This is a genomic window from Caldivirga maquilingensis IC-167 (genome assembly GCF_000018305.1).
GTDB classification, from domain to species: Archaea; Thermoproteota; Thermoprotei; order Thermoproteales; family Thermocladiaceae; genus Caldivirga; species Caldivirga maquilingensis.
In genome coordinates, this window is the sequence record NC_009954.1 from 1998385 (window position 1) to 2017285 (window position 18901).

20 protein-coding genes are annotated in these 18901 nt (G+C 43.8%); 8 read left to right on the top strand and 12 right to left on the bottom strand.

The genetic code is table 11. From position 1 onward, the window contains the following. Positions 1-22: 22 nt before the first annotated feature. Both CMAQ_RS09880 and CMAQ_RS09885 read right to left on the bottom strand, forming a co-directional pair. Positions 23-658, bottom strand: a complete 636-nt coding sequence (locus CMAQ_RS09880) for a restriction endonuclease (RefSeq protein ID WP_012186957.1) — start codon at positions 656-658, stop codon at positions 23-25. Positions 659-1294: 636 nt separating this feature from the next. Continuing rightward, complete coding sequence (locus CMAQ_RS09885) at positions 1295-1621, bottom strand: hypothetical protein (RefSeq protein WP_012186958.1); 327 nt, start codon at positions 1619-1621, stop codon at positions 1295-1297. Between the two features lie 148 nt (positions 1622-1769). Between CMAQ_RS09885 and CMAQ_RS09890 the strand changes: the two genes are divergently transcribed. Next, positions 1770-2435 carry a hypothetical protein gene (locus tag CMAQ_RS09890; protein WP_012186959.1) on the top strand — a complete coding sequence of 222 codons (666 nt, stop codon included), beginning with the start codon at positions 1770-1772 and terminating at the stop codon, positions 2433-2435. Between the two features lie 377 nt (positions 2436-2812). On the opposite strand, the gene pgsA is transcribed toward CMAQ_RS09890, so the two are convergent. Next, on the bottom strand, positions 2813-3412 hold the full coding sequence (gene pgsA / locus CMAQ_RS09895) for an archaetidylinositol phosphate synthase (RefSeq protein WP_012186960.1): 600 nt from the start codon (positions 3410-3412) through the stop codon (positions 2813-2815). Positions 3413-3462: 50 nt separating this feature from the next. Between pgsA and CMAQ_RS09900 the strand changes: the two genes are divergently transcribed. After that, the gene (locus CMAQ_RS09900; protein ID WP_232203767.1) at positions 3463-3810 is read left to right on the top strand and encodes a PadR family transcriptional regulator; all 348 of its coding nucleotides are present in this window, start codon (positions 3463-3465) and stop codon (positions 3808-3810) included. Here CMAQ_RS09900 and CMAQ_RS09905 read toward each other — a convergent pair. From CMAQ_RS09905 to CMAQ_RS09920, 4 genes are all read right to left on the bottom strand, one after another. After that, entirely contained in the window at positions 3791-4246 is a 456-nt protein-coding gene (locus CMAQ_RS09905) for a 30S ribosomal protein S19e (RefSeq protein ID WP_012186962.1), read from the bottom strand. The two genes, CMAQ_RS09900 and CMAQ_RS09905, sit on opposite strands and share 20 nt — an antisense overlap. A gap of 102 nt (positions 4247-4348) precedes the next feature. Then, positions 4349-4813 carry a YbhB/YbcL family Raf kinase inhibitor-like protein gene (locus tag CMAQ_RS09910; RefSeq protein WP_012186963.1) on the bottom strand — a complete coding sequence of 155 codons (465 nt, stop codon included), beginning with the start codon at positions 4811-4813 and terminating at the stop codon, positions 4349-4351. Between the two features lie 50 nt (positions 4814-4863). Further along, positions 4864-5514 (bottom strand): 50S ribosomal protein L1, encoded by a 651-nt coding sequence (locus CMAQ_RS09915; protein ID WP_012186964.1) that lies wholly within the window; start codon positions 5512-5514, stop codon positions 4864-4866. 43 nt (positions 5515-5557) lie between these two features. Beyond that, the gene (locus CMAQ_RS09920) at positions 5558-6187 is read right to left on the bottom strand and encodes a trimeric intracellular cation channel family protein (protein ID WP_012186965.1); all 630 of its coding nucleotides are present in this window, start codon (positions 6185-6187) and stop codon (positions 5558-5560) included. A gap of 103 nt (positions 6188-6290) precedes the next feature. Between CMAQ_RS09920 and CMAQ_RS09925 the strand changes: the two genes are divergently transcribed. Further along, entirely contained in the window at positions 6291-6848 is a 558-nt protein-coding gene (locus CMAQ_RS09925; RefSeq protein WP_012186966.1) for a 50S ribosomal protein L22, read from the top strand. Positions 6849-6997: 149 nt separating this feature from the next. Here the strand turns inward: CMAQ_RS09925 and CMAQ_RS09930 are convergent, their stop codons facing one another. Then, entirely contained in the window at positions 6998-7672 is a 675-nt protein-coding gene (locus CMAQ_RS09930; RefSeq protein ID WP_048062815.1) for a 30S ribosomal protein S7, read from the bottom strand. A 114-nt stretch (positions 7673-7786) separates the two neighbouring features. Between CMAQ_RS09930 and CMAQ_RS09935 the strand changes: the two genes are divergently transcribed. Continuing rightward, positions 7787-8752: a metallophosphoesterase family protein gene (locus tag CMAQ_RS09935; protein WP_012186968.1), complete on the top strand. Its 966-nt coding sequence runs from the start codon at positions 7787-7789 to the stop codon at positions 8750-8752. Positions 8753-8911: 159 nt separating this feature from the next. Here the strand turns inward: CMAQ_RS09935 and CMAQ_RS09940 are convergent, their stop codons facing one another. The 4 genes from CMAQ_RS09940 to CMAQ_RS10495 form a co-directional block, all read right to left on the bottom strand. Continuing rightward, on the bottom strand, positions 8912-9982 hold the full coding sequence (locus CMAQ_RS09940) for an AAA family ATPase (protein ID WP_012186969.1): 1071 nt from the start codon (positions 9980-9982) through the stop codon (positions 8912-8914). A 165-nt stretch (positions 9983-10147) separates the two neighbouring features. Then, positions 10148-11182, bottom strand: coding sequence for a hypothetical protein (locus CMAQ_RS09945; RefSeq protein ID WP_012186970.1), 1035 nt, complete (start codon positions 11180-11182; stop codon positions 10148-10150). 5 nt (positions 11183-11187) lie between these two features. Then, positions 11188-11964 (bottom strand): sulfocyanin-like copper-binding protein, encoded by a 777-nt coding sequence (locus CMAQ_RS09950; protein WP_012186971.1) that lies wholly within the window; start codon positions 11962-11964, stop codon positions 11188-11190. Between the two features lie 10 nt (positions 11965-11974). Next, positions 11975-12706, bottom strand: coding sequence for a cupredoxin domain-containing protein (locus tag CMAQ_RS10495; protein ID WP_012186972.1), 732 nt, complete (start codon positions 12704-12706; stop codon positions 11975-11977). Positions 12707-12807: 101 nt separating this feature from the next. Between CMAQ_RS10495 and CMAQ_RS09960 the strand changes: the two genes are divergently transcribed. The 4 genes from CMAQ_RS09960 to CMAQ_RS09975 are packed head-to-tail and all read left to right on the top strand — an operon-like array spanning position 12808 to position 18678. Then, positions 12808-14397: a cbb3-type cytochrome c oxidase subunit I gene (locus CMAQ_RS09960; protein WP_012186973.1), complete on the top strand. Its 1590-nt coding sequence runs from the start codon at positions 12808-12810 to the stop codon at positions 14395-14397. Then, complete coding sequence (locus CMAQ_RS09965; RefSeq protein WP_012186974.1) at positions 14394-15176, top strand: Rieske 2Fe-2S domain-containing protein; 783 nt, start codon at positions 14394-14396, stop codon at positions 15174-15176. Before CMAQ_RS09960 ends, CMAQ_RS09965 begins: the two co-directional genes overlap by 4 nt. A 5-nt stretch (positions 15177-15181) precedes the next feature. Then, a complete protein-coding gene (locus tag CMAQ_RS09970; protein WP_012186975.1) occupies positions 15182-16726 on the top strand; it encodes a cytochrome b in 1545 nt (514 codons plus the stop codon). Further along, positions 16723-18678: a 4Fe-4S binding protein gene (locus CMAQ_RS09975; protein ID WP_012186976.1), complete on the top strand. Its 1956-nt coding sequence runs from the start codon at positions 16723-16725 to the stop codon at positions 18676-18678. The genes CMAQ_RS09970 and CMAQ_RS09975 overlap by 4 nt, the downstream gene beginning before the upstream one ends. The last annotated feature ends 223 nt before the right edge of the window (positions 18679-18901 follow it).

The following is an 18901-nucleotide window of genomic DNA, read 5'->3' on the forward strand; positions in this document are numbered from 1 at the left end:
CGTTAAGTTTCCTGGCTTATTATTAAGCGTTAGCCCTTAGCATGCCTTGGAGTAGTCTATATAATTTAACCACTGCCCTAAGGGTTCTTATTGAGGATACCCTAAGCCCTAATTCACTCCTTAATTCATTAATCCACCTACCGCACTCCCCTTCACTTAACCCAAGCCTACCGCATACGCAACTCCAGTCGCTGCATTGGGCTACGGCATCCATAACCTCACCCACGCCTCTTTGATTACTCATTAATGCGGTTAATGCATCAGCAACCTCCTCAATTAACCCGTATATGGCTGATTCAACCGCTGTCCTTAATTCATCAGGCTTAAGGACAATGGCCTCCTCAAGATCAATAACCCTAACCCCAAGCTCCTCGGCAAGGACCCTACTGGAGTCATTACTAAACCCCCTAGCCACAATTAGGGGCTTAGCGTTAATTAACTTAGCATTAGTGTATGCCTGCCTAACCCCACTCACATCAACCTTACCTGACTTAACCTCAACGGAGTACTTATTACCACACTCATCCTCAACTATTAAATCCACCTCACCAACCTCAACACCATTACTAGTAACCTTAACCCTCCTATCCATTACCCTGAACCCAAGCCTGCTAAGCAATTCAGCAACATAATCCTCAAACCTAACCCCACTACTCACTACTACTCAACGGGACTCTGGTTGAAATACTTAACACCATGAAATCAACAACCAATAATACTCATGCATCACTAATCATGGCACCCGCAGTATTAATTCACCTTACGGGGCAGATTATTGAAGGATTTAAGTTAAGAAAACACATATTTAAGAATCAATATTATTGAAAATCCTTTGAAACCAACCCATCAATTAGCCCACACACCTTCCTTAAACCTTTAATTAACTCCCCCCATAACCTTAACCAGATACATGAATCACTTAAATCAAATTACACACTCACCCTTATTCACCAACACCATTATTAAACACCCAGGCTTTAATCCCTTTAATCCCTGCTGAGTGATTTTAGGCTCCTTAATTTTTGGAGCGCCAGAGTAGCAATAATATTAATACTGAGTAATGTGGGGTGATTTATTAATGGTGTTGGTTCAGTGATGCTTACTTTCCCCTTAATTTTTTGGACTGCCAGAGTAGCGATAGTATTAATATTACCGTTACTCTGGCGCTCCAAAACTCAATGAGGGTGAAAACCATAAAACTAATACGATTAAATAATCATTGCACGCAGTATTAATATTATCGCTACTCTGGCTGTCCAAACTTAATCACTCGCATTAGTGTTGCTGAGTCTGTTTAATTCTCGTTACCCTTCTTAATAGTGTATTCCTGTGTTGTTGGTCTTAGCATTATGACTGTTACTTCATCATTATTGTTTAGGTTTAGTGCTTCTATGGTTCTTCTTGGTAGGGTTACGCCGTATCTTGTTGATGATAATCTCCTCAGGGTTGCTTCATAAATATGATATAATCCACCTTTAATCACTATTACTTGAGCCTTATCATCGAAGCCTAGGTATCTGGCGAAGGATGGTATTGGTATGTATGAGTTCGTTGGCCCATATATCCTCACCCTAGTCCTAACCTCAATGCCCTGTAGTATTTTGAAGGATTCTATTGACACGTTTATCCGTCTGCGGGTTCCTAATAAGCTTTGCCTTATGTATTCATTAATTAATGATTAATATTGCTAAAATTCAACGTTTATTTTTACTTAATTATTTATTTTATAATGAATAATCTTTATAAACCCCCTGAACCAGTGAGTAACCATGTACGCAGTGGTGGGTAAGACTGCAGGCTACTCATCAAGAAGCTTTGAGGGGGAGTATAAGGGGCGGGATGACGTTAAGGATGTTCACGTAGTTAACTGGCCTAAATTGAGTAATGGGTTAATCAACTTCATTCTAAGTAATGATGCGGATGACTTAATACTAATCTCCTTCGACATACCTGGTGGCGGGGATAGGGTTTACTCGAGGATTAAGGAAACAGCCACCTGGTTATTATCACCGAGAATAGACAATACAACTTACCTAACCCCCAGTCATACTATTAAACTCATCCTACTGGGGCAAATACCGGAGGAAGCCAATACAGTGGAGTACCTCGTTAAACCAATTAACAATAATCAAGTTAACCTAATCCTCAGGGAAACCATGGAGACCCTAATTAAATACGCCAGAGCCCGCCTAATTAACCTAATGAACGCCAGGGGTAAAGCCGCCGCCTCGATAAGCAATGCATTAACATCATTAGCAGAGGCTACTCTAGCGTCGGCTAAGGAATGGACAAGGAGAAGCTTTGAATTAAACTTAAGCATGATTAATAACCTAGTGGAAACCATTAATGATGCTGTTGAATTCAAGCTCAGTAAAAACAAACCACAAATACAACGACCTAATCAAGGCATCACCCATGCATGGTTTAAGGAATAGAAAATAAAGCAATACTTAAACTCCAGTTCATTAAAAATCCAAGTTGAATAATACTTAAGGAATACAGGCATCTACGTAAAAGTCATAAATTTTGGGACGCCAGAGTAACGGTAATATTAATACTGGAATGTACGGTTAATGCGATTACCTGCATTACTTAAGTGATGGTTTTCTTAACTTCATTAGAATTTGGACTGCTAGAGTCGAGGTAGTATTAATATTATCGCTACTCTGGCGCTCCAAAATTTATGATGCTTGGTGATTTTCCATGTATTCTTTGCTTGAGTGTGGGTTAAGTTTAATAGTTAATGTGGTGGGTCTGGGTGAGGGGTTGTCCCAGTGATAGTGGTCTGGAGCACTGATGTGGTGATGAGTGGTTATTGGTTTTTGTCTTTATTGAGGAGTCTGTATGCTATTATTGTGCGTTGGATGGCTGTGGCTAGGGTTATTAGTGCGAATAGTCCCATGCCGTAGATTAGTATGGTGTTGCTTCTAATTAGTGCGTAGATTAATGTTAATGCGAATAAGTATATTAGTCGTTCCGGTCTCTCGAAGAAGCCTACTCCAAGCATTCTTAAGCCGAGGGATTCAGCCCTAGCCCTCATGTAGCTTGTTAGTAATGAACCTACAACGGCTATGTAAGCCTCCAGCATTATGGTGGTGTTGAGTCCACTTAATACTGCAACAGCCATTATTATTGCTGAGTCCTCAAACCTATCTAGGGCTGAGTCTAGGAATGCGCCTGAATTAGTAACCATTTTATTGAATCTTGCTGATAACCCATCCACTGCATCGAAGAATCCTGAGGCTAGTATAACAATGGGTAGTAGTATTGGGTATTGTTTAATTAGGGCTATGGGTATTGATAATAATGATACCAGTAGGCCAATTACCGTTAATAGGTTTGGGTTCCTAGGTAGCATGGGTGCAATCCTCTCTAGGATATGCTCCAGCGTGCTCTTAATCCTACCAATCATTACGCATTATGCTGGGGGATAAGTTAAAAGCTTAACCAAGGATGGGTAATGTGGGTAAGGCGTTAAGCAGGTTCATTAGTAAGATAACTAAGGAGAACCTGTGGATCTACGTGATTAATACTCTAGCTAATGGGCCTAAGACTGGTTACGAGATAGTTAAGGAGATTAAGGGTAGGTACATGATAAACGTAACCACGGTATCTGTTTACGTAGTCTTATACAAGATGGAGAGGGATGGTTTACTCGAGAGTTTTGATAAGGATGGTAAGAAGTACTATAGGGTTACTGAGGAGGGGTTGAGGGAGTATGGTGACGCCATTAAGGCCCTCGTTGATTTACTGTCTAGATTCAACTGCACCTTAAAGTGCAGTGGTGATGCTACTGGGGGAAGACCTTAACATTAATTTTAAGTTCCTTAAAGAGCTCTGAGGCTAACTTATCCATCAGTGACCTACCCTTAGGTGTGATGACTCTTCCAGCGCTAGTCCTCTCAATTAGGCCAGCGGCCTCAAGCTGATGCAGAATATTCCTAATCACAGCCCCACCCGCCTTAGCAGTCCTCTCACTCCTAGCCTTCGGCCCTATCTTAGCCCTGTAACTGAATGATGACCTAAGACTCCCCAAGCCAACTGGACCATTTAAGTAAACCCTCCTCAACACTGCAGCCGCCCTAAAATACCACCAGTCATCATTCTGAGGCGGCCTATCCTTATTCCTACCAGTCTTAACGTAAATCGCCCACTGGGGAGGCTTAACCTGAGGTACATTATCCTTAAGGTACTTGGCAATCCTCTCCACCAGCTTATCCTGCGGTACATCCTTAATGCTAACCATTCTATACACCGCTTAATGCAAACCTTTTAAAGATTTCCAACCTTAAAACACTCACTAATAATAGGGGTATTTAAGGAAATAAGCCTAAGCATCCGGTGGCCATTACCTCCTCCTACCGTACCTACCCATTACGTAGGCCTCAGCAATAACGTGACCATTCATAGCCCTCTTAACCTCACTGAGGCCTGCACCTGGCTTAAGGTTAAGCATTGAGTCTAAGGCGTAGAGCCTAAAGTAATACCTGTGGGGTGGGTGGGTTTTAGGTGGGCATGGTCCACCGTAACCAATTCTACCGAAGTCATTAACACCCTGCATACCTATACCCTGAACCTCAGGTCTCTTGGGGATATTCTCAGGGAGTTCACTTAGGCTTGGTGGAATATTGTAAAGTATCCAGTGGGTGAAGGTTCCCATGGGTGCATCAGGGTCCTCCATTATTAACACGAAGCCCTTCACGTTGGGTGGGGGGTCGAACCACCTTAAGGCTGGTGAAACATCATCCCCATCACACGTGTATTTAACCGGGATAGTGTCCTCGTTCCTAAAGGCTGGGCTCTCAATCCTCATAAGCGTAGTGTAGGTGGTTGCTTTTATTATTTAACCCATTAAGTGGTTAATCACTGGGCAGTTATGTTAACCTTAACTGGTGGACTCATTGTTAGCTTTAACTCAACCTCCTTAATCTTATCCCAACCATACTTCCTAGCCACCTCCTCAAGCACTGCTAATGCGTTTTCAGCGATCTTAGATGGATCCATATCCTCGGTACCAACCTTAACCATTATCTGGGGCTGATCCCTAAGCCTAACCCTAACACTCCTCCTATACCTATCTATAAGGGCCTTAACATCAGCATTGGGTGGGATTACGTCAGGCATCTTACCCCTAGGCCCCAGTATAGGCCCCATGGTCCTACCTATCTGAACCATTAAGTCCGGTGTAGCCAGGAAGAAGTCATACTGCTGAGCCAGCTTCCTAACACTCTTCTTATCACTGTACTTACCTAAATCATCCCTAGTTATCACTAAGTCGGCTCCAGCATCCCTAGCCGCTGTTATTGTGGCTCCACTGGCTATTACACATACCTTAGTCTGCTTACTCAATGGGTTAGGTAACGGGACTGTTACACTTATCCTGTTTTCAGGCTTCTTAACGTCAACATCCCTAAGCTTAATAATTAAGTCCACTGATTGATTAAACCTACGCCTCTTAGCCCTACTCTTAACATTCCTATAAGCCTCCTCAATAGGCCTAACGTAACTACTCATTACCAACCTAAAACAGGGTGGATTTATAAGATTTTATACTCAATTAAGCCTTAACGGCATCCTCATTAATAATCCTCCTAGGTAACTCCCACTTAAGCCTCAACGCCATGAACCTAAGGGTAATGGTGATGATCATTGATGCTAAGGCTGATGAAGCATCATTAACACCAATGAACCTAAGCAGAAAGTAAACCAGTGAACCAAGTATGGCTGCTGATGCGTAAAACTCCCTAGTCAATACAACCGGCACCTCATTAGCCAGGAGATCCCTAACCACACCACCTCCAACCGCCGTTATTGAACCCACAAGCACCACTAACAGTGGATTATGGGAAATGGAGTAGGCTAAGGAGGCACCGGAGGCTGAGAAGGCTCCTAAACCCACTGCATCAGCATACATGAGTGGCTTACCAACGTTACTGAAGACCCTGTAGAAAATGAATGTGGCCAAGCCCGCTGAAATTGCGGTAAGGGGGTATGGTAGGTATGTTAAGTTCACTGGTGGGTAAATACCAAGCATAACATCAGATATAATACCCCCACCCAGGGCAGTGGTGAACCCAAGCACAATGACTCCCAGTAAATCCATACCCTTCCTAATAGCCTTCATTGAGCCTGATATGGCGAAGGCAACTATACCCACGTAGTTGGTTACCGTGAGCGCAATGTTCATTAAAGGTAATTAACCCGGTCCTTAATCAATATTACTTCAAGATTAACCTTAACGCCTAGGGCTTAGAAATGCTTAAATATTCTTTAATGCATGGGTTTGATTAATGAGGTATTGGTCTATAAGGGATGAGGATGTGATTGATTTAGTTAAGAGGAGGTATAACGTAACCATTAGCGCTGACCAGATAGCTAAGGCTAGGGGCTTTGAGTTTAGGATTAGTTGGAAGAAGGCTATTGAAACCGCCAGGGCCATTAGGTTCCTTACAATTAAGCAGGCTGAGGACTACATGGAGAAGGTTAAGGACTTAAAGGCCCCGATACCCATTAAGGAGTTCACTAGGAAGCAGGCTCACCATAATGTTCCCTGGGATGGTTGGCCAGTGGCTAAGTGGCCTGTTAAGGTAGCTGACTCCTTCCTCCAGGTTTTAAGAAACCTTGAGAGTAATGCAAGCTACAGGGGTTTAAACATTGATAACACAGTTATAGTTCATGCATCCGCAAGCAGGGGTATGAGGATTAGGAATTACATGCCCAGGGCCCTTGGTAGGGCTACCCCATGGTTCCAGGACACGGTTAACATTGAGCTTGTGGCTGTTGAATTACCCGCTGAATTAGTTCCCAAGAAGTTCAGTTGGGCTAGGGTTCTTAAAGCCATTAAATGAATCAACCCAAAATTCAATTTAAGGAAGGGAATAGGATTAGTGAATCACCTAACCCCTTCCTCACCCTAATGAGTAAGGTTTTTAAGGCCAATGAAAAAGAATTATTAATGCAGTATTCAAGCCTGGGTGTAATTTATGGCTTATTAACCTTACCTTGCAGTTGCGGCAACCCTCTCCATTTCATCCCTCCTCCTGAGGGCGTAACTTGCTGGATCATTATTGGCTGCGGCAATTATCTCATTAGCTAAACACTCCTCTATTGGTCTTGGGTTATTGAAGGAGCATGCCCTAGCCCCCTCTGCAATCCACCTTATCGCTAAGTCAAGCCTCCTGGTTGGGCCAACATCAACTGAGACTGGGTAGGCTATACCACCGTATATGACCCTTGTAATCTCCTCCCTCGGCGCCACGTTAACCACAGCGTCAACAAATACCTGGACGGGATTCTTACCTGTGGCTACGTATATTATGTCGAAGGCCGTCTTAAGTATCTTATATGCCTTCTGCTTCTTCCCAGCATTCCTCCCAGGCTTCATGAGTTGATTCATCATTCTCTCAATTATCGGTATCATTGCCTTACCGAACTTCCTATTCTGGTACTTACCCTCAGTGTGGGGTAGTAGCATTGGTTTAAGGCACATGTACCTCCTTAGGCCTGGATCCCTAATGACCACGTCATTCACGTTCCATTTACCGAAGAGTAGAATCGGGCTACCGTCAAGGGCCTTAATATCCCTTGGACACTCCTCAATTATCTCTATGCCAGGCGCCAACTCCTCAACCCTAGTGGTCTTAGATAACTGCTGAGCCACAGTGGGGTTCATGCGTTGGGTTTTTAAAACTCCCGCGGTCATTAAATTTAATTAAATATCTTAAATTCTTAAAATAAATTGTGAAATCCATAGATAGGTTTTTAAACAAACCCTTGAAGGAGGTTTGTGAGTAAACTAAAGCTACTACTCATATCAGATCTCCATGGATCAGAGACAGCCTACAGGAAGTTAGCCAACGCTATTAAGTACTATAAGGTTGATGCAGTTGTGTTCGCAGGAGATCTGGCAGGCAAGGTCCTAGTACCCGTGATTAAGGTCGGTGACTCATACAGGATACCGTTGATTAATGAGGATAAGTTACTTAAGCCCAGTGAGGCTGAGGGTAAGATTAAGGAGTTAAGGGGTTCAGGTTACCATGTTAGGATAGTCACTGAGGAGGAGTATGAGAGGATGAGGAATGATAAGGATTACTTAAACAAAGTATTCAATGAAACCCTAACCAACGACATAGTGGAGTACCTCAACATAATTGATGAAAGGTATAGGCAGCAGGGAATTAAAATGTACATAATACCGGGTAACGATGACCCAGTTGATGTGATTAACGGCGTTAATAGTAGGCAGTGGAGTAGTATAATTCCATTCGATGAGAATACCGTTAACCTAAACAGTCATGTGCTAGTTGGCTTAGGGTACTCAAACATAACCCCATGGAGAACCCACAGGGAGTTGAGCGAAGAGGAGATGTATGAGAGGTTAAGTAAATTAATGAATAAGCTGGATAAGGGGGAGTACTCAAGGACAATATTGGTAGTTCACGTACCACCATATGGTACAGTAATAGACCAAGCACCAATGCTAACCAGCGACTTTAAGGTTGTTAGGAGGGGTGGGGAGGCTGTTCTAACCCATGTTGGTAGTACGAGCGTTAAGAGGATTATTGAGGAGTATAAACCATTAATGAGCCTGCACGGCCACATCCATGAGTCTGGTGGTGTTGATGCCATTAAGGTTGATGGAGTTAAGATACCTGTCTTCAACGCCGGCAGTGAATACCAGTATGGTGTACTCAGGGGAATTATAATAAGCATTGATGGTAGTAAGGTTAATTACATACCCGTAAGGGGTTAATTTAATCACAGTCATCAACAATGATAATGCCTGGAAGTTAATGGTAGACACATGCATTAAGACTGGGGGAATTAGATTAATCATTGAAAGATTTAGACGTGCGGGGTAGTGTTTATGCGTTAATAATCATTTATCTAAGGATCTGTGAATATTAGTGAATTAGGTGGCGACTTTGATTACTGCATACCTGATCATTGGATCCTGAATCATGTAGTAATCACCATTCTTAATTACAAAGCCCATTTTAATCAAGTTATTTAAGTTCCTAGACAGGGTAGCGTTCGTAGGCCTCCTACCAACCTTAGCTGTTACGTATCTATTCACATCAACCCACCTGGCCCTACCCAGGGTGGCTATGGCCTCCATTATATACTTGTAATACTGACTCCTATTGAATAACTCCTCAACCTCGCGCATAACCATCTTGGCACCCATCTCCTTAACCTCATAAATAGCATCAACACCCCTATCCAGGTAGAGCTTACCGAAGTAAACAAGCCAACCCACTATGCCGTCCAATTCATCCACAGCCTTGACTATGATTGAGTCATCAACGGATACATTCAATTCCTTAAACCCACGCTTGAGGAATTCAATGGACTGATCCCTAGTGAAGGGCTTAAGTTCAATACTTAGGTAGTATCTACCGTAAAGCTCCGAGGATGGGTCATCCATCCCCAGGAAGTCATGAAGGAGCCCAACCTCACTACCTGTTAGCACCAGTGTTATGTTACTAAGGTGATCGTAAGTATATGCTAGTATTGATCTAAGACCAATAGTGGAGTATCTGAGGTACTGGGCTTCATCAAAAACAAGCACAATCCTCCTACCAAGGCTGTTAAGCGCCTCGAGAATACTAGTAATAGTACCCCTAATCTCAGCCATGGAAAGTCTAACACCCACCGTACCCAGTGATAGGTTAATGCTGCTCAAGACCCCCCTAACCCTCTCACTAAGGCTCATTCTACTTAAGGCTATTCTCAACTCCTCGTATAATCTTTCACCTGGTATTTTCTTAGAAACCTCATCAAATAACTTCCTAACATCTATGAATACATAGTCAATGCCCATGGAATTTAGTACGGAAAGTATGAGACTAGACTTACCAACCCTTCTTAAACCTAAAACCAGAACAAGCCTTTCATTAATTCCCATCCTAAACCTTTCAATCTCCATCTCCCTATCAAACAATTCACTAAGCGACGTCTTGGGCTCTGTGCTGAATAACATAGTATCACCCCAGATACTAAGTATCACCCCCGGTACTTAAGCATTTAATGACTGAATTCCCAATGAATCAACAGAGCCACGAATTCAGGCTTCAAACTAGTCATGAAGACGTAAATAGGGAATTAATCTAGTAGGGGGCAGGATGGAATCGTTGCATTTTTAAGTTTACTTAATGGTTATTGTTCTCACTATCATAATTGCGAGCGGTATGTAGAATAATGGAGACGCCACGGCGCTAATAATCACTGGTACTATTGGTGATGCAGGGTTTGCCGCCTCTATTACTGATGCCGTGTATGCTAGGGCTGTAATAATGTACATTATTGGTGTTATCCAAGTACTGGTACTCACAGTCTTGTTTAACCTGTTTTGTAACGCCATTGATAATATGACTATTATGATTACTAGTATGAATAATGTCCTCACAATCATGGAGAGCAGCGTGAAGTAAACTAAGTCACCCACAGCACTTAAGAGTGCTGTGACTAGTATTAGGTAATCATTGATGGTTGGCCTATTCATTAACCTAGGTAATATTAATAAAGTTACTACCACTGTCACTGCATAATTTACGTATACGGTAATAGTCTTTAGGTTCACTATCATGTAGGCTATGGTAGCCCCGGGGCCCTTATAGGGTGATATTAAAAGCGCTACTATGGGTAATGTGGGTAAGTCTACCCAATCCCCCGGATTCAGTAGTAATGCCAGGAATAATGCCGCAATTAAGTACTTACTTATCCTATCCCTTATAGGTATTAGGGTTATTAATGCCATTAGTATGAACATTAGTGAATTCACACCCTCACTCAACACACCCACGGCATTGGCAATTGGATTATTCACATACCAGTAACCCAACTGAACCTGAGGTACTATTAACAGTAATCCGCTTATTGACCCAAAGAGAACCTCCAGATACACCACATTCATCATAGCCTCACTAAGAGTCACCATGATGGATCTACCCCAGGGATTACATGATTTAATAAACACCGATAGCGTGATTAACGGCGCCGTAAGGAGCGCCACCAGTGGGTTTACGAAGAATAAGGCGGTGGTTATTGAGGAGATGAGGGAGGCGTATATAATGCTGCATAGCCTTTCATTGGAAATCACGAATACGTATAATACGGTTACACCCAACTCCAATACTACCACTGATGCTGTTACGATTTGAGGCAGTGGTGTTGAAATCATGATGCTTATCCAAGCACAATGAACTTACCGTACATTCCTGAGGCAGCGTGACCCGGCACGAAGCAAATGTACCAGTACACGCCTGGTGTTGTGGCATTAAACTCAATAACGTAACCACTAATACTACTTGAGGATGCTGGTGTTAAGCCATTAACAAGTATTGATTGAGGCATCTGTGACCCTGGGAATGGTGGTGGATACTGGTCAGGTGTTATGGATGCTGAGTAGGGTGGCCCCTTGGATACTAAGCCAAAGCTATGCGGCAGGACACTAACATCAAGTACAGTTATCTTAACTGTAGCACCCTTGGGAACCACTATGGTTGGGTTAGTTAGGTTGAATACCTGGAATGAGAGGTAGTTGCTTGATGGACCAGCCAGAACCAGTATGTAGACTGTTGTTGAGTTAAACACTATAGTGTTATTAGATGATATAACCTTAACATTAGGCGGCATGTAGGACTCCAGTTGAGTAACTTGACTCGGGCTTAACGTCACAGGCCCCACTGGGGTTGATTGAAAGAATTGAACGTAAGGATTAAGTGAAACAGTGGAGGTTGTTGTGCTCGTTGAGGTAACAGTGGTTGTTGAAGTTGTTAAAGTAGTAGTACTCGTAGTAGTGGTTACTGTGGTTGTTGATGTGCTACTGGATACTGTTACTGCAGTTGACTTATGGGGCATGTAGAGGTAAAGCATGGGTATTAGGCCAACTATCACGGCTACAACAGCCACAAGTATAATGTAAACCACGGTCCTACTTACACCAGGCCTGGGATTAAACATGATTAACCACCTATACCACATTCACAGTGAATTGCGAGACCATGGCCCAATGACCTGGACCACAGTACTCAAGGCACCTAACTATTATAGGTTCAGGAATATTGAACACATACGTGAACACTGACACGTAATCCGGTGACACCTGGTACTGGAAGAGTAGGTTACCGTTCTCATCATAGGCGCCGAAGTCATGATTAACATCAACAGAGGTCATGAGGAACACCACTGGCTTCCCAGCTGGAACAGTTAAATTACTGGTGAACACTAGGCTACCATTGGGGGCTACTGTGTAGAAATGCCAATACCACTGCCCAGCAATCACCACAACAATCATAATCTTACCCTCATTCTGTAGAGGTAATAATTGCTGAATATCGCTCTGCAATGTGCTTGTACAGGCATTCTGATAATTACCCGGGGGTACTGTGGGGCATGCTGTCTTAAGGGCACTCATATTAACCCCTAGACCAGCCAGTGTGTTGCCGGTTACCACCTGTGGTGTGTATTGGAAGGTTATTACATTAGGTATTATTAATGCTACTATTACTAAAACAACCCAAATCTTCTCCAGCCTCTCTATCCTATGCCTATAGGCGGCGTACTCCTCATCACTCATATTCCTCTTAGCATTCCTAGCAACCCACACTATGAAGAATAGTGAAACTAAGAGTGCCGCAATGAATATACCGGCAATGGTATCTGGACCAAGCCCCACATTACCAGCGTATGTGGGTATAGTCATATCACCGATAATCATCACACTGCTTTAAGCCTTTTCCCGGTTTCCATACTGCAAGTAACAGACGTGTACGTGTTTTTAAGTAGACGCCATTAAATCACGACATGTCTATGGGTCAAGAAGTATCCAGCAGTATGGATCCTGAGACTAGGGCAGCTAGAGTATCACTTAAGTACTTATTCACATGGCTCGGTGTATTCCTTGCAGGTGGTTTACTTGGCTTAACCATGAGGAGTCAGCAAGCTAACTTGGTTAACGTTGGTGACTCAGCCTTCTACACTATGATGACTGTGCATGGTCAATTCATGTTCCTAGGCCTAGGCACCTTCGGTGCCTTTGGCCTAACCTGGTATGTGTTAGCTAAGGCGCTTAGGAGGGATCTTCACTACAGGTTCATTAACGTTATTTACTGGCTCCTAGTACTGGGGTTTGCATTAATAGGCATTAGTGGGCTTTACGGGAACTTTGGGGCTGGTTGGTACTTCCTATACCCCCTACCACTCTACTCTGTGCAAGACCAGTGGACTAATTGGAGTGTTGCAGCCTTCTCACTTGGGGAATTATTACTTGGATTAGCATTAATATTCTACTGTATTGAGGTCATAGCAGTCCTAGTTCAATGGGGTGGAGGCGGTGTTAGGTCATGGTCCTCCATTAAGAAGGGATTCATGGCTATGGCCAGGGGTATTGGACTTGATGGATTGGGTGTAGTTAAGGCTAATCCACATAGGCTTGACGCCTCAGTATTCCCATTAATAGCCAACGCCATTGATATGCTGGTTGCCACACCACCATTGGCAGCGCTACTACTGGTCATGTTCATTGGCTCCACCGTTAACCCTAACTTCGGCATTAACGTGGGGCTTGCCGATAACATGTTTTGGTTCTTCGGCCACCCAATAGTATACCAATTACTATTCCCGGCTGTTGCAGCACTGTATCTACTCTTCGAGCTAGGTAGCAATAGGGATTGGCTTGGATACACTGTTACCGGGGCTATTTGGGTACTGGCTACAGTCACGAATCTACTCGTATGGGTTCACCACCTATACCTATACCCATTTGAACCACTCCCAGTGAATTTAATGAGCCAGCTGTCAACAATGGGCATATCCATAGTGTCTGCTGTTTCAGTTTTCGCGTTATTAGCAATGATGTGGAGGAGTGGTATTAAGATGACTCCCCCATACATGTTCAGTCTAATCGCCATGTTCGCCTGGCTTGAGGCTGGTTACTCCGGTGTGGCTCAGGCTATTGTGGCATGGAACCTATACCTACATAATACCCTATGGGTCGTGGCTCACTTCCACACAATGGCGCTTTTAAACATAGCCATGGTGGCCATAGCCCTCATATACTACCTAGTGCCTAAGGCATACCCATGGGTTAACCTGTACGATAAGTGGAGTAAGGTTCACTTCTGGATGACCTTGGTGGGTGGGTTTGGGTTCGTTAACACGTGGTTCGCTGAGGGTGTGTTAGGTGTACCTAGGAGGTACGCCTACCACTACATGCTTACCGTGTACGGGATACCGGTGACAAACCTTGACTTAATCGGGGTAATCTTCGCAATAATACTTGGCATTGCCCAGGGGATCTTTGCCGTTAAACTATTCAATGAACTTGTGATTAAGCGCATTAGAATAATGGCTGAGCAGGAGGCTGAACGCATTGTGGCATCGGGTGGTCAATGATGGGGGATAATGTTAACCAAGGTAGGAGGAATTTCCTAAAAGTCCTAGTAACCCTAGCCGGTGTGGCGATGCTGGCAAGCGCCCTACCACCGGTGGTGGAGCAGATAATACCACCTGAAACCGGCCTCACATCATTCCCAAGACTACTGCTGGTGGATGAGAACGGTAACCCTGTTAAGGCCTCCCAAATACCCGTGAATACTCAAGTCATCCTATCATTTCCCTACCCCCTTAGTAATGAGCCTAATATGCTGCTTAATCTCGGCGACTCCTCTGGTAGGCCTGTGGAGGTTCCTCCCACTACTGTTGTTGTTCCTCAGACTGGTGCATCATATGAATTCCCAGGTGGAGTAGGTCCATATAAGTCAATTGTTGCATATAGTGGAATATGTCAGCACTTGGGTTGCCAAATGCCATTAATGAGCTTCTACCCAAATGCATCAAACTGTCAACCAGCAGCAACATCAGCCGGTAACCTTAAGGGTGTCATCCACTGCCTATGCCACGGATCCACATACGACCCATATAAGGGTGGTGCTGTGGTTACTGGGCCAACAGTAAGGCCTTTACCGGCTGTGGTTCTTGAATGGGATTCAAGCACTGATGAATTATACGCAGTGAAAATGATAGGACCAGTAATATACGGGCACCCAGGCTTCAACACACCCACAAACAACACAATAAACAACCCAATAGGGGACCTACAGGGTGGTAGTGCGGCTGGTTCAGTATCAACCATTGTTTCTAATCTAGGTAAGTTAACCCAGTGTTCAGGGTGATGGGTATGGGTCTTCGTGATGCAGTGAATAATGCTAGTAATAGGATTAGAAGCATTATAAATAGCGTTAGAGGCTTTAGTATTGAGAAGTGGCTTGAGGAGAGAACTAGGTTAAGTGAGTTACCGTTGGTTGGTGTTCCTGATTACATGCTTAGTTTAAGGTATTGGACCGGTGGCCTAGTGGCCTCAGCCTTCTTCTGGCAGGTGGTAACCGGTTTAATACTACTACTCTACTACCAGCCCAGTAATCCCTATGACTCAACCATGAGCCTAATAAACAACACGATATGGGGTAAGGTACTGCTGGCCTCTCACCTATACGGAGCCTATGTAATGATATTCCTAATGCTTGTTCACATGTTTAGGAACTACTTCGAGGGTTCTTATAAGAGGCCTAGGGAGCTTCAATGGTTCATTGGAGTAATAATGGGTGCAGTAACCTTCGGCATAGCCTTCTTCGGCTACTCACTCATCGGTGACACATTATCTGTCGATGGCGCTGATGTGGCTAAGGGTTTAATCCAAGGATTCCCAGGCGGCAGCACAATATTAACAATACTCTTCGGGACCGGTAGTGAGATTGAGCAGTATACCAGGGTCTTGGCCTGGCATATAATACTGGCAGCACTCCTAATGCTACTGCTCCTCCTTCACCTGGGTTTGGCTGAGCAGCATGGTATAATGCCAGACCCCAGGAGACATGGCTACAGGGCGCCGGCGCTTTACGATAAGTCTAAGGTACCGCCCTGGTGGCCTAGGAACTTCCTCTACACTGTGGCTATATTATTCTGGACATGGGGCTTCATAATACTGATACCATCAATACTACTAATGCTACCACCCAACTCAATACCAATACTCTTCTCACCACTACCTGGCCCACCACCAACAAGCCCACAGGCAGCCTCAATACCACCATACCCACTTTGGTTCTTCCTCTACGTCTACAAGATCGTTGACTTCGGAATACCGGCATTCTCAGGTACTCAGGGTGCGGCCGTGGCTGTTACGGTAGGTGGCATTATACCATTACTCTTCCTACTCCTACTACCGTTCCTAGACCGTAGTGATAAGCTTCATCCACTTGATAGAATAGGGTTCACCATAGTCATGGTTTGGCTGCTCGTCGTATGGTTAAGCCTATACTCTGTTCTAGGCGCATTAACACCAGGTGTTATTATACCGCCATCCATTGTGGCTTTAATAACACTACCACCCACAGTGGTGATAATAGGTGGTTTACTTGCTGTTAGGAGGATCTGGGTAAACCAGTTGAAGAGGTATAATGGCACGGTCACCGCGGGTACGGTCACTGATCTTAAGTCTAAGGCTAAGGAGATTGCTTTAAAGAGGGCTTACGCGACACTAGCCTTAATTGTTCTCACAGCCGTTGAGATAGCGATAATGGCTGTATTCTGGCGTATTGCACCATACCTAACCCCCAAGGATTCCCAGGTGGCTGGGGCATTGGTTGGCGTGGGCTTAATAGTGTTTGGTGAGGTAATTGCCCTCTACCGCTACATAGCTTACCCACCTAAGGTGACTGAATGAACCTATGGCTAGCCTACTTCACTTACGGTGGGGCAGCTGGAATGGTGTTAACCATAGCCGTAACACTACGCTTCTACAAGAACTTCATATTAAAGAATGAATTAAACCTGCATAGGTTACTATGGATCCTATACATATTAGTCTCAATGAGCCTAATGTATGGTTTAGCCCTCTACTACCTGTTGAATAAATCCATGTACTCATTGTTCACCGCCATTTTAGTCTCCAACGTGACCATGGTCTCTTGGCTTATTCTAATCACCACGGGCAGTGGTGGTAAACGCAACGTGTATTCGCCATTTGTTAATGCATTGGTTACTGGGTTGATTCTAATTGCAGAGTACCTAATGAGCCTAACATACGCCTACCTAACTGGGGTTACTAGGATGTTACCTGTGAATGCGTTGAATTCACCGTGGTTCACAATACCAATGACCATGGAGGCATTGTTAAGCTACACACTAATTAAGCCCAGGAACATAATTGGTAGGTTAGCCCCAGTCCTAATACTAAACATGGTGTTTAACCCATTATCATTCAACTTCAGTTATTGGCCAGCATTAAGCATATATGCCTCAGCGGTATTAATGACGATAGCCGTAGTGGTTATCCTTGATTACATGTATAGGAAAAGCATACTAACCCACTGGGATCTCGTCTTCTCATTGGGTTCAGTAACCATGATGGGCATCATGATGCTTATTCAATTCCTTGGACTACTAAACAACACCTACTGGCGGTACTACGGGTTATCACTATTAGTCGATATGGCATTCTACCTATACATGTACGTGCACTCTGAGGTTAATCCAAGGCCACTAGCCTGGATAACCAAACCCTATTCATTAACAGCACTACTGCTACTAGTATTCATATCCGAGGCTCTCATGGGTGGTGTCGTATCTATTCAAGCTGGTTGGTTGAACCCTATTGGTGTTGCTAGACTCCTTAGTATTAATAATTCACTGGGCGCATTAATAATAAACCTAATAACCCTAACCTCAGCATTAACACTATCACCAGGCTTTCTAATAATGATGGGTGCGGAGATGGGTTGGCTGGTATTAAGTAGGTTTAGGGAGCTTAAGCACCTTGAGAATAAGGTTAGGTTCATGCTCATGTTCCTGGCATACTGGTTATACACAGTCTACGTACCCAGCTTCCTACCAAGCTGGTTAATCAAGTACCCGTACCTATACTGGAGCATGGGTCTGGGTACAGCTGGCCCACTGTCTCCAATGCTACTTACCGCAATAATAGGCACATACGTTATTAATGCAGTGTTATCGTTATTATTCGGCTCCAGGCAATTATGCTCCGTAACCTGTTCAGCATCCTACATGTGGCAGGGCACATTCTACAATAAGTTGAAGACTAGCCCCATGAACCCATTAAGGGGTAGTAGACGTGGGTTAATTCACAGTGTTAGGATAATTAATGCAGTGTTAATATACGGTGCCTTGGGTGTTTTAGCATACTTGTCATTAATGGATCAATTAGGCCACTTGAGGTTTTACATTAATGGGGAAGACCCATTAATCTTCCTTTACCTACTCCTCTTCGGCTTCCTATGGTACATTTCCTTCGCACTGGCCCCAATACTGGGTACGTATAATTGCGTAACCTACGGCTGGTGCCACTGGGGCTTATTCAACCAGGCTGTGGGTAGGTTGGGGTTGTTTAAACTAGTGGTTAAGGATCCTGGATTATGCATCGAATGCAAGACTAAGGACTGCGCCAAGGCATGCCCAGTGGGTAACTCCAATATGCCTGGAAGCTTCATTAAGAAGGGTTACTATAAGTCATCAACATGCATTGGTGTTGGCGACTGCGTTGAGGCATGCCCATACAACAACATAATTTTCTACGATGCAAGAGCATACTTTAAGAATAAACTTACCCTAAGGCCCCTAAGGGTATTACTCAAGAAGCCATCGACTGATTACCAGTAATTACCCAATGCCGAATAAGGATGAATTTTGAGATATCAACCTAAAGGTATTTAATGGATGCTGGATGAGAACCATGGTGTATCACGTTATGGTAATTACATGGGTGAGTACAGTGAAATGATTAATAACTAGGATTACTGGGTAATACCCTTGGTGAATCATTAATGGGTAATGCGATAAACCACCTAGGTATTACTATGATGAGGGGTATAGGGAGTTAAGC